Annotated in this window: 14 protein-coding genes and 1 tRNA gene; 3 read left to right on the plus strand and 12 right to left on the minus strand. The window is 72.6% G+C overall.

What is annotated here, in order from left to right; translation table 11 throughout:
- From AB0E02_RS26540 to AB0E02_RS26570, 7 genes are all read right to left on the minus strand, one after another.
- Window positions 1-529 (minus strand): ATP-binding cassette domain-containing protein (locus AB0E02_RS26540; RefSeq protein ID WP_362143235.1); only part of this gene is annotated, 529 nt, incomplete at its 3' end.
- A complete protein-coding gene (locus tag AB0E02_RS26545) occupies window positions 522-1451 on the minus strand; it encodes an ABC transporter permease (RefSeq protein WP_030416858.1) in 930 nt (309 codons plus the stop codon). The genes AB0E02_RS26545 and AB0E02_RS26540, both read right to left, overlap by 8 nt.
- Before the next feature lie 78 nt (window positions 1452-1529).
- The gene (locus tag AB0E02_RS26550; protein ID WP_362143334.1) at window positions 1530-2402 is read right to left on the minus strand and encodes a glycosyltransferase; all 873 of its coding nucleotides are present in this window, start codon (window positions 2400-2402) and stop codon (window positions 1530-1532) included.
- Window positions 2403-2416: 14 nt separating this feature from the next.
- Window positions 2417-3196 (minus strand): CDP-alcohol phosphatidyltransferase family protein, encoded by a 780-nt coding sequence (locus tag AB0E02_RS26555; RefSeq protein ID WP_362143237.1) that lies wholly within the window; start codon window positions 3194-3196, stop codon window positions 2417-2419.
- Complete coding sequence (locus tag AB0E02_RS26560) at window positions 3174-4235, minus strand: iron-containing alcohol dehydrogenase family protein (RefSeq protein ID WP_030416855.1); 1062 nt, start codon at window positions 4233-4235, stop codon at window positions 3174-3176. The genes AB0E02_RS26555 and AB0E02_RS26560 overlap by 23 nt, the downstream gene beginning before the upstream one ends.
- The gene (locus AB0E02_RS26565; RefSeq protein ID WP_362143239.1) at window positions 4223-4960 is read right to left on the minus strand and encodes a phosphocholine cytidylyltransferase family protein; all 738 of its coding nucleotides are present in this window, start codon (window positions 4958-4960) and stop codon (window positions 4223-4225) included. The genes AB0E02_RS26560 and AB0E02_RS26565 overlap by 13 nt, the downstream gene beginning before the upstream one ends.
- Window positions 4957-6762 (minus strand): DUF5941 domain-containing protein, encoded by a 1806-nt coding sequence (locus AB0E02_RS26570; RefSeq protein WP_362143335.1) that lies wholly within the window; start codon window positions 6760-6762, stop codon window positions 4957-4959. Before AB0E02_RS26570 ends, AB0E02_RS26565 begins: the two co-directional genes overlap by 4 nt.
- Window positions 6763-7309: 547 nt before the next feature.
- Between AB0E02_RS26570 and idi the strand changes: the two genes are divergently transcribed.
- Window positions 7310-7921, plus strand: a complete 612-nt coding sequence (gene idi / locus AB0E02_RS26575; protein WP_362143241.1) for an isopentenyl-diphosphate Delta-isomerase — start codon at window positions 7310-7312, stop codon at window positions 7919-7921.
- Here idi and AB0E02_RS26580 read toward each other — a convergent pair.
- The 3 genes from AB0E02_RS26580 to AB0E02_RS26590 form a co-directional block, all read right to left on the minus strand.
- Complete coding sequence (locus tag AB0E02_RS26580) at window positions 7896-8387, minus strand: ATP-binding protein (RefSeq protein ID WP_201804770.1); 492 nt, start codon at window positions 8385-8387, stop codon at window positions 7896-7898. The genes idi and AB0E02_RS26580 overlap by 26 nt on opposite strands.
- A 258-nt stretch (window positions 8388-8645) precedes the next feature.
- A tRNA-Met gene (locus tag AB0E02_RS26585) sits at window positions 8646-8719 on the minus strand.
- Window positions 8720-8817: 98 nt separating this feature from the next.
- The gene (locus AB0E02_RS26590; RefSeq protein WP_362143243.1) at window positions 8818-10476 is read right to left on the minus strand and encodes an ABC-F family ATP-binding cassette domain-containing protein; all 1659 of its coding nucleotides are present in this window, start codon (window positions 10474-10476) and stop codon (window positions 8818-8820) included.
- Window positions 10477-10530: 54 nt separating this feature from the next.
- On the opposite strand from AB0E02_RS26590, the gene AB0E02_RS26595 reads away from it, so the two are divergent.
- Window positions 10531-11301, plus strand: coding sequence for an enoyl-CoA hydratase-related protein (locus AB0E02_RS26595; protein ID WP_362143245.1), 771 nt, complete (start codon window positions 10531-10533; stop codon window positions 11299-11301).
- Window positions 11302-11307: 6 nt separating this feature from the next.
- On the opposite strand, the gene AB0E02_RS26600 is transcribed toward AB0E02_RS26595, so the two are convergent.
- Together AB0E02_RS26600 and AB0E02_RS26605 are read right to left on the minus strand one after the other, a co-directional pair.
- Window positions 11308-11979 carry a DJ-1/PfpI family protein gene (locus AB0E02_RS26600; RefSeq protein ID WP_362143247.1) on the minus strand — a complete coding sequence of 224 codons (672 nt, stop codon included), beginning with the start codon at window positions 11977-11979 and terminating at the stop codon, window positions 11308-11310.
- 54 nt (window positions 11980-12033) lie between these two features.
- Window positions 12034-12996, minus strand: coding sequence for a GlxA family transcriptional regulator (locus AB0E02_RS26605; protein ID WP_362143249.1), 963 nt, complete (start codon window positions 12994-12996; stop codon window positions 12034-12036).
- 151 nt (window positions 12997-13147) lie between these two features.
- On the opposite strand from AB0E02_RS26605, the gene AB0E02_RS26610 reads away from it, so the two are divergent.
- A complete protein-coding gene (locus tag AB0E02_RS26610) occupies window positions 13148-14017 on the plus strand; it encodes a hypothetical protein (protein WP_362143251.1) in 870 nt (289 codons plus the stop codon).
- Window positions 14018-14081: the final 64 nt, after the last annotated feature.

Raw genomic sequence — 14081 nt, forward strand, 5'->3', positions numbered from 1 at the left:
CGGCCATGCCGGAGGAGTAGGTGCGCATCGGCAGCGAGATGAAGTCGCCCTTCTCGTTGATGCCGGAGAAGTCGACGATCCCGTCGTAGCGCTCACGGATCTGCTCACGCGACATGCCCATGGCCAGGCCGCCGAGGACGACGTTCTTCTCGCCGGTCAGGTCGTTCATCAGGGCCGCGTTGACGCCCAGCAGGGAGGGCTGGCCGTGGGTGTAGACCTTGCCCCGCTCGGCCGGCAGCAGGCCGGCGACCGCCTTGAGCAGGGTGGACTTGCCCGAGCCGTTGGAACCGATCAGGCCGATGGACTCGCCGCGGTAGGCGGTGAAGGAGACACCCTTGACCGCGTGCACCTCGCGCACACCGGTGGAGGGCTTGCGGCGGACGATGCGGTTCAGGGCCGCGGTGGCGCTGCCCTTGCCGGCACCCGTGCCGTAGACGCGGTAGACGATGTGCAGATCGTCCGCGATCACCGTCGGGATCCGCTCCTGGGCGGCCGCCGTGGGCTGCACGCCGTTGTTCTGCTCAGCCACGTCCGTACCGCTCCTCAGCCTTCCAGAAGTACACAAAGCCCGCGACGCCCATCAGGAGCGCCCAGCCGCCGGCGAACGCCCACACGTGCGGGGGCAGCTTGTTGGCCGTGAAGCTGTCGATCAGCGCGAAGCGCATCAGGTCGATGTAGACCGCGGCCGGGTTGGCGTTGAGCAGGACCTCCACGAACTGCGGGACGTGCTTGCCCTTCAGGATCAGGTCGATGCTGAACATCACGCCGGACGCGTACATCCAGGTCCGCATGATGAACGGCATCAGCTGCGCCAGGTCCGGGGTCTTGGAGCCCAGCCGCGCCATGACCATCGCCAGGCCCGTGTTGAAGACGAACTGGAGCAGCAGCGCCGGGAGCACCAGGAACCACGACCAGGTCGGCATCTGCCCGAAGCCGAGCAGGATCAGGACCAGCACACCCATGGAGAACAGCAGCTGCTGCAGCTGCATCAGGCAGAACGAGATCGGCAGGCAGGCCCGCGGGAAGTGCAGCGCCCGCACCAGGCCGAGGTTGCCGGAGATCGCCCGCGTACCGGCCATCACCGAGCTCTGCGTGAAGGTGAAGATGAAGACGCCGGTCACCAGGAACGGCACGAAGTCGGGGACGCCCTTCCTCGTGCCGATCAGCAGACCGAAGATCAAGTAGTAGACGAGCGCGTTCAGCAGGGGCGTCGCCACCTGCCAGACCTGCCCCAGCTTGGCCTGGCTGTACTGCGCGGTCAGCTTGGCGCTGGCGAAGGCGGAGATGAAATGCCGCCGGTGCCACAGCTGCCGGACGTACTCGGGGAGGCTCGGCCGCGCCCCGCTCTGCGCGAGCCCGTACTTCTGGGCCCGCTGAGCCGCGGTCAGCCCTTCGTCGGAAGCTGCCGGGGCACTCATGGCGACCGCACTGTCGTGCGTGGTCTCGCTCACAGTTGACACTTTCGTCCTCAAGGTGCGCTGCCGGGGCCTCGCCCCGGTTCGCGCCTGATGCTCTCAGATACGAGCTTGTCAGATGACGGGAGGGCGGCCCAGTCGGGTCAGTCGCCAAACGGTAGCCCACTTCATGGGACGCCTGGGACCGCACGGGGTGGCCCAGCCCTCCTTGAAGCCGCCCAGCCAGGCCCGCAGCGCCGGTCGCGAGGGGCGCCGGGCGAGGGTGAGCAGGAACCAGACACCCAGATAGACCGGAACCAGTGCGGCGGGGAGGTTGCGGCGGGCCAGCCAGACCCGGTTGCGGGCCACCATCCGGTGGTAGACCGCGTGCCGGGCCGGTGCCGTCGTCGGGTGGTACAGGACCATGTCCGACCGGTAGTCGATCATCCAGCCGGCGTTCAGCGCCCGCCAGGCCAGGTCGGTCTCCTCATGGGCGTAGAAGAAGTCGTCGGGCAGCCCGCCGACCTCCGCGAAGACCTTGGTGCGCACGGCGTTCGCGCCCCCGAGGAAGGTGGTCACCCGCGAGGACCGCATCGGGTCGGACGCGCGCAGCCGGGGGACGTGCCGGCGCTGGGTCTCGCCGGTGTCCGGGTCGGCGATCCGAAAGCTGATGATGCCGAGCTCCGGGTCCTTGGCGAACGCCTCGCGGCACAGCTCGGCGGTGTCCGCCCGGGCCAGCAGCCCGTCGTCGTCGAGGAAGAGCAGGACGTCCATCTCGCGGCCGGCCGGCCCGAACGCCTCGATACCGACGTTCCGGCCGGCCGGGATGCCGACGTTCTCCGGGAGCTCGACGGTCCGCACGCCCTCCGGCAGCTCCGGCAGCGGCGAGCCGTTGCCGACCACGGCGACCTCGATCGGATCGCCGTCCTGCTTGGCCACCGAGTCCAGCAGCGCACGCAGCTCCTCGGGGCGGTTGCCCATGGTGATGATCACCGCACCGACGCGCATCTGGGACGCCCCCGTCACTTGAGCCTGCTGGAGGCGAGGATGGACACGAGGTGGAGCAGCGTCTGGAGGAGCGCGATGCCGGCGAGCACCGCGACGCCCAGCCGCGAGAAGAACAGGTCGCCCCGGATCTGGTCCACGACCGCGAGGGCCAGGATCAGCAGGGACGCCTCGACACCGAGGATCAGCCGGTGGAAATTCAGCGCCGCGGCGGCCTTGCGGGCCAGCGCCATGCCGGAGGACCGCATCTCGGACGCGGTCTCCTTGACCTGCTCCTTGCCGCTCTGCGCGCGGGCCACGCCGACCAGGTCCGTCTCCGCCTTGATCAGGATGGCGCCGAGGGCGGCCAGCGTGCCGAGGAAGGCCCACAGCCAGTCGATCCGGCCCGGGCCCCACAGGTCGGCGGCGCGCAGGCCGAAGCCGGCGAGCACTGCGGCGTCGGTGAGGTACGCGCCGACGCGGTCCATCCAGACACCGGTGAGCGAGTACTGCTTGCGCCACCGGGCGATCTCGCCGTCGACGCAGTCGAGCAGCAGGTAGAGCTGCACCATCAGCACGCCGAGGACGGCGCCCCAGACCCCCGGCACCAGCAGGGCCGGGGCGGCGAGGACGCCGAAGAGGGTCATCAGGTAGGTCAGCTGGTTGGGCGTGACCCGGGTGTTCACCAGGTGCCGGTCGATGCGCAGCGAGATCTCGCGCATGTAGAGCCGGCCGGCCCAGTGCTCGCCGCTCCGCCGGTCCTTCACCCCCGGGGGGTGAACGACCGGCCGGAGCTCAGCTACCGATGGCTTGTGCATAGTCGGCGTAAGCGTCCCTGATCTGGTCGGTGGACAGGTCGAGGTGCTCCAGGATCGTGTAGCGCCCGGGGCGGGTCTTGGGTGCGTACGCGACGGCCTCGACGAATTCCTCGTCGGTGAAGCCGATCTCACCCGGCGTGACCGGCAGTCCGTGCCGACGCAGTACCTCGACCATCAGGTCCCGGGTCTCCTTGTCCCCGCGCAGGTGCGTGGCGAAGGCGGCACCGAGGCCGCACTGCTCGCCGTGGCTCGCCGCGCGCTTGGGGTACAGGATGTCCAGGGCGTGGTTGATCTCGTGGCAGGCGCCGGACGCCGGGCGGCTGTCGCCGGCCACCGACATCGAGATGCCGGTGAGGACCAGGCCCTCGGCGAGCACCTGGAGGAAGGAGTCCTCGCCGACGCCGCCGGGGTGCCGGAGCACCGCCTCGCCGGCCTGGCGCGCCATGGCGGCGGCCAGTCCGTCGATCGCCTCGCCGGTCTCGCGGTGCGAGAGCTCCCAGTCCGCGACCGCGGAGATGTTGGAGATCGCGTCGCCGATGCCGGAGCGGACGAACCGGACCGGGGCCTCCCGGATGATGTCGAGGTCGATCACCACGGCGATCGGGTTCGGCACACCGTAGGAGCCGCGGCCGGCGTCGTTGTCCAGGGTGGCGACCGGCGAGCACAGCCCGTCGTGCGACAGGTTCGTCGCGACGGCCACCAGCGGCAGGCCGATCCGTGCGGCGGCGAACTTGGCGCAGTCGATGATCTTGCCGCCGCCGAGGCCCACGACCGCGTCGTAGTGCCCCTTCTTCATGGCGTCGGCGAGCTTGATCGCGTCGTCCAGGGTGCCGCCGCCGACCTCGTACCACTCGGCGCCCGGCAGCGCGGGGGACAGCCGCTCACGCAGCCGTGCCCCCGAGCCGCCGCTGATCGCGATGGCGAGCTTGCCGGACGCGGAGATGCGCTGATCGGCCAGCAGGCCCGCCAGGTCGTCCAGGGCGCCGGCGTTGATGTCGACGACGACCGGGGACGGAATGAGGCGGGTCAGTACTGGCATGCGATGTCACGGCCCTTCGCCAGGTCGTCGTGGTTGTCGATCTCGACCCACTTGACGTCGCCGATCGGTGCCACGTCCACCTTGAAGCCGCGGTTGACCAGCTCCTGGTAGCCGTCCTCGTAGTAGAGGTCGGGGTCCCGCTCGAAGGTGGTCTTCAGGGCGTCGGCCAGCTCGGCGGCGGCGGAGCCCTCGATGAGGGTGACACCGATGTACTCACCGGTCGCCTCGGCCGGGTCCATCAGCTTGGTGATCTTCTGGACGCCCTTCTCGGGGTCCACGACGACCTTCATCTCCTCGTCGGCGAGCTGCTTGACGGTGTCCAGCGCGAGGATGATCTTCTGGCCGTTGCCGCGGGCGGCGAGCAGGGTCTGCTCGACGGAGACCGGGTGCACGGTGTCGCCGTTGGCGAGGATCACGTCGTGCTGGAGGGCGTCACGGCCGCACCACAGGGAGTAGGCGTTGTTCCACTCCTCGGCCTTGTCGTTGTCGATCAGGGTGAGCTTGAGGCCGTACTTCTGCTCCAGGGCCTCCTTGCGCTCGTACACGGCCTCCTTGCGGTAGCCGACGATGATCGCGACCTCGGTCAGGCCGATCTCGGCGAAGTTGCCGAGGGTCAGGTCGAGGATGGTGGTCTCCCCGTCGACCGGCACCAGGGCCTTGGGCAGGGTGTCGGTGTAGGGGCGCAGACGCCGTCCGGCGCCGGCAGCCAGCACGAGGCCGATCATGCGGGTTCTCCTTCATCGTGTACGGCGGGTGCTCCGGAAGAGACCCAGAAGCGGATGCTCTCGATGAGCACCAGCAGCGCAAGGACCACGGCCAGGGCCGTGAGCGCGATTGTGAAACCTTCAGGGGACAGCGCGGCTGCCAGGACGGTCACTACGAGGACGCGTCCCTCGTGGCCGCCGGTTGCCCGGACCAGCCACCGCGGCGGGGCCCCGGTGCCACCGCGGATGCGGTAGACGGTGTCGTAGTGATGGTAGGCGACGGCCGCGACCAGCCCGAACGCCGCGGGGAGCGCTCCGGGCACGTCCGCGCGGGCCGCCAGCACGAGGATCGTGACGTACTCGCCGGCCCGGAAGAAGGGCGGGACGAGCCAGTCGAGGGCGCCCTTGAGCGGCCGGGACACCGCCGCACCGGCCAGCAGCGCGGAGCAGGCGGCGACGCCCACGGTGAGCCAGGACGCCGGGTCCTTCTCGAAGATCACCCAGACCAGCAGCACCGCGGCCGAGAGAAATGCCATAGCCGGGGCGAGGAAGGAACCGGTGCGGCCGCGGCCGCGCGCACCGCGGGCGATCAGCTCGGCGAGCGGCCCGGAGTCGGCGAGGTCGGCCAGCGCACGGGCGGCGCGGTCGGTGCGCCGGGCCCGCCGGGTCAGGGAGCGCAGCACCCGGCCGGCCGTGGTGTAGCAGGCGGCCAGCGCACAGCCGATGAGCAGGGCGTAGAAGACGATGCGCGGGGTGGTCAGCGCCGTGAGGACGGCGATCATGGCCCAGCGTTCACCGATCGGCAGCACGATCATGCGGCGGACCCAGACCGTCCAGCCGACGCTGTCGAGCTTGTCGGAGAGCGCCGCGGTCGGGCTGGTGTTGCCGCTGGCGTCGTGGTTGGCCTCGTTGAAGGCGAAGTCGACGACGTGCCGGCAGGTCTGCAGGACCATCGCGCCGAGCGCCAGGGCCCATACGTCGTCCCCGCCGCGGGCGGCCCCCAGCGCCAGCCCCGCGTAATAGGCGTACTCCTTGGCCCGGTCGAAGGTGGCGTCCAGCCAGGCGCCCAGCGTCGAGTACTGCAGCGAGTAGCGGGCGAGCTGCCCGTCGGTGCAGTCCAGGACGAAGGAGAGGAGCAGCAGGACCCCCGCGGCGACGAAGCCGGCGCGGGTGCCGGTGGCCGCGCCGCCGGCCGCTATCAGTGCGGTGAGCAGGGACGCGGTGGTGACCTGGTTGGGGGTGAGGCCGCGGCGCGCGCACCAGCGGGCGAGGTAGCGGGAGTACGGGCTGATGCAGAAGGTCGTGAAGAAGCCGTCGCGGGACTTCACCGCGGTGCGCAGCCGTACCGCCTCGTCGTCGACGGCCGCGACCGCCTCGCGGGCCTCCTCGCGCTGGGCGGGGGTGAGCGCGACGGTGGCGACCAGGCTGCCGAGCTCGATGCGGTGCAGACCGATGTCGTCGCGGTCCAGGGAGTCGGTGAGCGTCTCGGTGAGGACGTCCGTGAGGTGGGCGGTGCCGGCGCCGACCGGGATCCGGCCGGCCGCGCGGGCCAGCGCCGGGCGGGCCGCGGCCTGGGCGGTGAGCGCGCCCGGCACGGCGGCGGCCGGGAAGCGGGGGTCGGTCAGCGCGAGCCGCAGGGCGTGCAGGTGGCCGACGAAGCGGGGGTCGACGAGGGCGACCCGCTCCTGGGCGGGCACCTCGGCGAGCAGCGCGGCGGCGGAGGCGGCGTCGTCCGCCGTACGGACGTCGAAGCCCAGCGTCCGCAGGTCGGCTTCGAGCGGCGACCCGGCGACCGGCGGACCGGTGAGGATGGCGGTCGACAGACGAACTCACTCCTTGGAGGCTGACAAGGCAGCGCCGGTCGATCCGCATTCGATACGGACTACCCGGGCAGCGGGCGTGGCACACCGGGCGCCCGGAGGGCCGGATGGCACGTCGGCAGAGGCTATCGGATCGCCGGATGCGGCCGTTCACCGCGCATTCACCGCACGATCGAGTGACCGACGGCTGCGCCTGCCGCGATCATCATGGTGGATGGGGTGGCGCATGAACAACTGGCCGGCGATGGGGGCCGTCGTTCCGGTGCCGGTTATGAGCGGGCTGGTCACGGGGCGGGCGGGTTGTGCCGCGGAGGTGTGGCGAGGGCCATGCCGGCCTGCGGGGAGCGCCGGCGGCCGGCTGCGGGAGCCGGAGGCCGCCTCGCTCGGTGCCTCGGGGCGGCCGCCTGATGTGGTCCCTCTCACGGTGGATGCCAGGTGGGCGCACTCCCGGCCGGACGCGCGGGAGGTGTGGCGCCGCGCACCCGCTCTGCCGGTGATGCGGACCCGGCTAGGGCAGACTTGACGTCGAAGACCGACGACAAGGATGGGCATGCCGATCACACCTGCCAACGGACAGACCGCCGAGGACACGGCGGTGCGCACGCCGGGCGGCGCCGCCGAACCGATCATGCTGGAGCTGGTCGACGAGGACGGTACGACGATCGGCACCGCGGAGAAGCTCGCGGCGCACCAGCCTCCGGGGCAGCTGCACCGGGCGTTCTCGGTCTTCCTCTTCGACGAGAAGGGCCGGCTGCTGCTCCAGCGCCGGGCGCTGGGGAAGTACCACTCCCCCGGTGTGTGGTCCAACACCTGCTGCGGTCACCCGTATCCCGGTGAGGCGCCGTTCGCGGCGGCGGCCCGCCGGACCGCGGAGGAGCTGGGTGTGGCACCCGCGCTGCTGGCCGAGGCGGGCACGGTGCGCTACAACCATCCCGATCCGTCCTCCGGGCTCGTGGAGCAGGAGTACAACCACCTGTTCGTGGGCCTGGTGCGGGCCGAGCCGGCACCGGACCCGGAGGAGATCGGCGAGATCGCGTTCGTGACGCCGGCGGAGCTGGCCGAGCGGCATGCAAAGGCGCCGTTCTCCGCGTGGTTCATGACCGTGCTGGACGCGGCGCGCCCGGCGGTGCGGGAGCTCACCGGGCGGTCGGCGGGCTGGTAGCCAGCGGGGTGAGCGGCAGTTCGGCCCAGATGGCCTTGCCGCCGCCCGCCGTGTGCTCGACATCGCATTTCCCGCCCACCTGGGCCGTGACGGTCTTGACCAGCCACAGACCGCGGCCCCCGACGTCGCCCTCGTCCGCCTCCAGCGCCTTGGGGCGGTAGGGGTGGTCGTCCTCGACCGCGACCCGCAGCCAGTTGGCGCCGATGGTGACCTGGACGGCGATCTGCGGGGAGAGCAGGGCGGCGTGCCGGACGGCGTTGGTGACCAGTTCGGAGACGATGAGCAGCAGGCCGTCCATGATGTCGGCGGCGACCGGCACGTGCTGTTCGGCGAGCAGGTCCCGGACCGCATGGCGCGCCTGCGGCACCGAGGACTCCAGTGCCGGTGCGGTGAAGCGCCAGACACCTTCGTACGCGAGCGGGGAGGTCAGCTCGTCGGGGGGTTCTGCGGGGGGTCCGGAAGGCATCCTCACAGGAAGAGTGTTGAGAATGCGCTGGTCCGTACCGGCCCGCTGAACGCAAGTCAGCGCCTATCGACGGCTTTTGGCGGATTCCGAGAGTTTCCCACGGGCTGCGGACCGGCCCTGTTCTCTTTGTGCCGGGTTCGTGGATTCCACGGGAACGGCACCCCTACGATCCCGCCATCCGGCTCGCCCTGCCCGGGTGGCGGGGGCGGACAGCACGGCAGGCCCGGTGCCGGGGCACCGGGCCTGCCGTGTGTGCAGTAGCGGGGACAGGATTTGAACCTGCGACCTCTGGGTTATGAGCCCAGCGAGCTACCGAGCTGCTCCACCCCGCGTCGGTTGCCCCCACCTTACGGGTCGCCCGCCGCAGATCCAAATCGATAAACCGACCGGCCGCGGGCGGGCGCCCCGCCTCGGTCCCGGCCCGCCCGGTTCACACCGCCCGGTCGGTGATCCGCCCGGCCTCGACCTCGATCCGCCGGGTGGTGTGCACCGCGTCCAGCATCCGCCGGTCGTGGGTCACCAGCAGCAGCGTGCCCGGGTACGAGGCGAGCGCCGACTCCAGCTGCTCGATGGCCGGCAGGTCCAGGTGGTTGGTCGGCTCGTCCAGGACGAGGAGGTTGACCCCGCGCCCCTGGAGGAGGGCCAGCGCGGCCCGGGTGCGCTCCCCCGGTGAGAGGGTGGGCGCCGGGCGCAGCACATGGGCCGCCTTGAGCCCGAACTTCGCGAGCAGGGTGCGGACGTCGGCGGGCGGCAGGTCCGGCACGGCGGCCCGGAAGGCGTCCATCAGCGGCCGGTCGCCGAGATGGTGCCCGCCGAAGAGCCGGCCGCGGGCCTGCTCGATCTCGCCGACCACCACGCCGGGGCCGAGCGCGGCCTGCCCGGCGTCCAGCGGGAGCCGGCCGAGCAGGGCGGCCAGCAGGGTGGACTTGCCGGAGCCGTTGGGACCGGTGATGGCGACCCGGTCCGCCCAGTCGATCTGCAGGTCCACCGGGCCGAAGCGGAAGTCACCGCGCCGGACCGCGGCCCCGCGCAGGGTCGCGACGACCGCGCCGGCCCGGGGTGCCGCGGCGATCTCCATCCGCAGCTCCCACTCCTTGCGGGGCTCCTCGACGACCTCCAGCCGTTCGATCAGGCGCTGGGTCTGCTTGGCCTTGGCGGCCTGCTTCTCGGTGGCCTCGACCCGGCCCTTGCGGCCGATCTTGTCGTTGTCGGGGGCCTTGCGGCGGGCGTTCTTGACGCCCTTCTCCATCCAGTTGCGCTGGGTGTGGGCGCGGGTCTCCAGGGCGGCCTTGGTCTCGGCGTACTCCTCGTACTGCTCGCGGGCGTGCCGCCGGGCCCGTTCGCGCTCCTCCAGGTAGGAGGCGTAGCCGCCGCCGTAGACGTTGACCTGCTGCTGGGCGAGGTCGAGTTCGACCACGCGGTTGACGGTGCGGGTCAGGAACTCGCGGTCGTGGCTGACGAGGACGGTGCCGGCGCGCAGCCCGGTGACGAACTCCTCCAGCCGGTGCAGACCGTCCATGTCCAGGTCGTTGGTCGGCTCGTCCAGCAGGAAGACGTCGTAACGGGAGAGCAGCAGGGAGGCGAGCGAGGCCCGGGCGGCCTGTCCGCCGGAGAGGGCGGTCATCGGCTGGTCGAGGCCGACGGTGAGGCCGAGCTGGGCCGCGGTCTCCTCGGCGCGTTCGTCGAGGTCGGCGGCGCCGAGGTCGAGCCAGCGCGTGAAGGCCGTGTCGTAGGCGTCGTCGGCGCCGGGGCGCTCCTCGGCCAGGGCCTGGGTGGCGGCGTCCAGGGCGCGCTGGGCGTCGGCCACGCCGGTACGGCGGGCGAGGAAGGCCCGTACGGTCTCTCCGGGGCGGCGGTCGGGCTCCTGCGGGAGGTGGCCGACGGTGGCGGTGGGCGGGCTGAGGGAGAGCGCGCCCTCCTCGGGGGTGTCCAGCCCGGCCAGCAGGCGCAGCAGGGTGGACTTGCCCGCGCCGTTGGCGCCGACGAGGCCGATCACGTCCCCGGGGGCGACGACCAGATCGAGACCGGAGAAGAGGATGCGCTCGCCGTGGCCGGCGGCGAGGTCTTTGGCGACGAGGGTTGCTGACATCAGACCGTCGATCGTAGTCGGCCGCCCGGGCCGCGGTCGCTCTAATATCCGGGCATGGAACCGGGCCTCACGACGCACGTCAGCGACGGCACAGCGACCGTCACCATCAGCAACACCGGCAAGCGCAATGCGATGACCGTCCAGATGTGGCGGGATCTGCCGCCCCTGCTGGCGCGGCTGGCGGCGGACCGGGCGGTGCGGTCGCTGGTGCTGACCGGTGCCGGCGGGACGTTCTGCGCGGGCGCGGACATCGCCTCGCTGCGCGGGACGGCCGGGGAGTCGCAGGGGCTGGCGGTGGCCGCCGAGGAGGCGCTGGCCGCCTTCCCGAAGCCGACGCTGGCGGCGATACGCGGCTACTGCGTGGGCGGCGGCGCCCAGTTGGCGGCCGCCTGCGATCTGCGGTTCGCGGAGGAGGGGGCACTGTTCGGGGTGACGCCGGCCAAGCTGGCGGTGGTCTACCCGGCGTCGGCCACCCGGCGGCTGGTCCGCCTGGTCGGGCTGTCGTCCGCCAAGTACCTGTTGTTCTCCGGGGAGTTGATCGACTGCGCGCGGGCGCTGCGGACCGGGCTGGTGGACGAGGTGCTGGCCGAGGGCGAGCTGGGCAAGCGGGTCGCGGAGTTCTCCGCCGTACTGGCGAGCCGGTCGCTGCTGACGCAGACGGCGGCGAAGGAGCTGGCCAACGGCACCTGGGACGTGCCGGCGGACGAGGCGGAGGAGCGCGGCGCCCACTGGGCGGGGCAGGCCCGGGCGAGCGGCGACACCGCCGAGGGTGCCGCCGCCTTCCTGGAGCGCAGGCCGCCGCGGTTCACCTGGCCCGCGGAATGAGGGGCGCTACGCCCGCTGTCCCTGCGCCTGCTGTTCCCGCTCCCCGGTGAGCACGGACCGGCTGAGGTCCCGCAGCGCCGCGGTGACCTCGGCCGGTGCCTTCTCCGGGGAGCCCGCGTCGTAGGGCGGCTGCGGGTCGTACTCGATGCCGAGCTGGATGGTCTGGGCCGCGGTGTCCCCAGCGATCCGGCCGGCCAGCGCCAGCCCCATGTCGATGCCGGACGAGACCCCGGCCGCGGTGACGTACTTGCCGTCGAAGACCACCCGCTCCCCGGTCGGCTCGGCGCCCAGGGCCGGCAGCAGGTCCAGTGCGAGCCAGTGGGAGGTGGCCCGGCGGCCCTTGAGGAGGCCGGCCGCGGCCAGGATCAGCGAGCCGGTGCACACCGAGGTGGTCCAGGTGGTGGCGGTGTCCACGGCGCGGATCCAGTCGTGCAGCGGCCCGTCCGCCATGTGCACGGTCTGCCCGGGGCCGCCGGGGACGACGAGGATGTCGGGCGCGGTGACCTCGTCCAGCGCGGCGTCCGCGACCAGCCCCACAAAACCGGTGTCGCTGCGGTACGTCCCGGCGCGTTCGGCGACGAACACCGTCTCGGCGCCCGGGAGGCGGCTGAGCGTCTCGTAGGGGCCGATGGCGTCCAGGGTGGTGAAGCGGTCGTAGAGGAGGATCGCGATCTGCATGGCGTTTCCCGTCTGGAGGAGTGGTTCGGAGGAGTCGGACGGCGGGGCGGCCGCTCAGTGGCCCGCGGGGGCCGGCTGGAAGCGGCGGCGGTACTCGGCCGGGGAGGCGGCCAGGGCGCGGAGGAAGGCGCGGCGCATCGCCTCGGGGGTGCCGTAGCCGCAGTGGCGGGCCACCTGGGCGATGCCGTCGGCGGTGTCCTCCAGGCGGCGGCGGGCGGCCTCCAGCCGTACCCGGTCGACATAGCGGCCCGGCGTCATCCCGACCTCGTCGCGGAACGCCCGGGCGAAGTGGCGCGGGGAGAGCCCGGCGCGGGCGGCGAGCGCGTCGACGGACAGGTCGGCGGCCGGGTGCTCGGTGATCCACTGCTGGACGTCGCGCAGCGGCCGCCGCTGCGCGGTCTGGACGGCGAGCTGGGCGCTGAACTGCTTCTGGTTGCCCGGCCGGCGCAGGAACACCACCAGGTGCCGGGCGATGGCGAGCGCGAGGTCCCGGCCGAGGTCCTCCTCCACCAGGGCCAGCGCCAGGTCGATGCCGGCCGTCACGCCCGCGGAGGTGGCCAGGTCGCCGTCCCGCACGTAGATCGGGTCGGCCTCCACCCGCACCGCGGGGAACCGTTCGGCGAGGGTGTCGCACAGCATCCAGTGGGTGGTCGCGCGCCGGCCGTCCAGCAGCCCGGCCTCGGCCAGCAGCAGCGCCCCGCTGCACACCGAGACCTTGCGCCGGGCCCGGTGGGCGTTGTCCCGCAGCCAGTCGACCAGCCGCGGGTCGGGGGTGCGGGTGCCCTGGCCGCCCGGGACCAGCAGGGTGTGCGGGGGCCCGGCGGCGGCGAGCGTGGTGTCGGGGACCAGGGTCAGTCCGCTGGTGGTGCGCACCGGGGAGCCGTCCAGGGCGGCCGTACGGATCCGGTAGGCGCCGGGAACGGCCTGCCCGGCACCGCTGAAGACCTCCACCGGCCCGGTCACGTCCAGGGCCTGCACGCCGTCGAAGAGGACGACCAGCACCTCGCGCTGTTCCATGCCGTCCATCCTGGGCAGTGGCGCCGATGGCGGCAATGACGGGCTTCCCACCTTTCCTGCCATTACCTGGTCAGGGCCACCGCGGAAGCCTTCGTGGGGCCGTCGGGGCCCTGCCCCCGGCGCCATACCGACGGGTCGGTACCCTGCCCCCATGACCTCTCACAGCGCACTGCCCGAGCGGGCCGGCCGCACGTGCCACAACGTCATCAACCCCTTCCACTCCACGCACTACTTCGCGCCGGAGCTTGCCGCCGAGATGGCCAAGGCCGGGGTTGACGACGCCAGGGCCGGCTACTTCGTCTGCCGCAGCGCGGCGATGGGGGCGGTCGGCCCCGGCACCGTCGCGGCCACCTTCTACAACTTCAAGTACGACCTGATCGCCCGGCACCTGCCGGAGGTGTGGCAGAAGACGACCCCGCAGGACGTGCTCGACGCCCGGCTGCGCGCCGCCGACGCCACCCTGCGCCGACTGCTCGGCGACGAGGCGGTGACGTCACCGGAGATGGCGGAGGCCGCCGAGCTGGCACTGCGCGCCGCCGAAGCCGGTACCCGCCGGGCCCGGCCGCTGTACGCCGCGCACGCCGACCTCCCGGTGCCGGAGGCACCGCACCTGGCCTACTGGCACGCCGCGACCCTGCTGCGCGAACACCGCGGCGACGGCCACCTGGTGGCGCTGCTGCACGCCGAACTGGACGGGCTGGAGGCGCTGGTCACCCACACCGCCACCGGCCGCGGCATGAGCCCCCGGGGCGTCCTTGCGACCCGCGGCTGGTCCGAGGAGGACTGGCAGGCCGCCCAGGAGCGGCTGCGGTCCCGCGGTCTCCTGGACGGCGAAGGCCACTTGACCGAGGCCGGCGTCCGGCTGCGCAAGGACCTGGAGGAGACCACCGACCGCCTGGACCGGGCCCCGTACGAGCACCTCGGCGCGGCGGGCGTGGCCCGGCTCACCGAGCTGGCCACCGGCTTCACCACCGCCGTCATGAACGCCGGCGCGTTCCCCGCCGCGCTGTTCGGCAAGTAGGCCGCGCGCGGCCACCGGGGTGTGCCGGCACCGCGCACCCCGGTGCCGCCCACCGGCTGGGCGG

Origin of the sequence: Streptomyces sp. NPDC048196 (assembly GCF_040652715.1) — a bacterium.
Classification (GTDB): domain Bacteria; phylum Actinomycetota; class Actinomycetes; order Streptomycetales; family Streptomycetaceae; genus Streptomyces; species Streptomyces siderophoricus.

Bases quoted from the DNA above. Each gene is read 5' to 3' on its own strand.
- AB0E02_RS26550 (WP_362143334.1), bottom strand. From the start codon at position 2,402: ATGCGCGTCGGTGCGGTGATCATCACCATGGGCAACCGCCCCGAGGAG.
- AB0E02_RS26555 (WP_362143237.1), bottom strand. From the start codon at position 3,196: ATGCACAAGCCATCGGTAGCTGAGCTCCGGCCGGTCGTTCACCCCCCG.
- AB0E02_RS26560 (WP_030416855.1), bottom strand. From the start codon at position 4,235: ATGCCAGTACTGACCCGCCTCATTCCGTCCCCGGTCGTCGTCGACATC.
- AB0E02_RS26565 (WP_362143239.1), bottom strand. From the start codon at position 4,960: ATGATCGGCCTCGTGCTGGCTGCCGGCGCCGGACGGCGTCTGCGCCCC.
- idi (WP_362143241.1), top strand. From the start codon at position 7,310: ATGCCGATCACACCTGCCAACGGACAGACCGCCGAGGACACGGCGGTG.
- AB0E02_RS26580 (WP_201804770.1), bottom strand. From the start codon at position 8,387: ATGCCTTCCGGACCCCCCGCAGAACCCCCCGACGAGCTGACCTCCCCG.
- AB0E02_RS26590 (WP_362143243.1), bottom strand. From the start codon at position 10,476: ATGTCAGCAACCCTCGTCGCCAAAGACCTCGCCGCCGGCCACGGCGAG.
- AB0E02_RS26595 (WP_362143245.1), top strand. From the start codon at position 10,531: ATGGAACCGGGCCTCACGACGCACGTCAGCGACGGCACAGCGACCGTC.
- AB0E02_RS26600 (WP_362143247.1), bottom strand. From the start codon at position 11,979: ATGCAGATCGCGATCCTCCTCTACGACCGCTTCACCACCCTGGACGCC.
- AB0E02_RS26605 (WP_362143249.1), bottom strand. From the start codon at position 12,996: ATGGAACAGCGCGAGGTGCTGGTCGTCCTCTTCGACGGCGTGCAGGCC.
- AB0E02_RS26610 (WP_362143251.1), top strand. From the start codon at position 13,148: ATGACCTCTCACAGCGCACTGCCCGAGCGGGCCGGCCGCACGTGCCAC.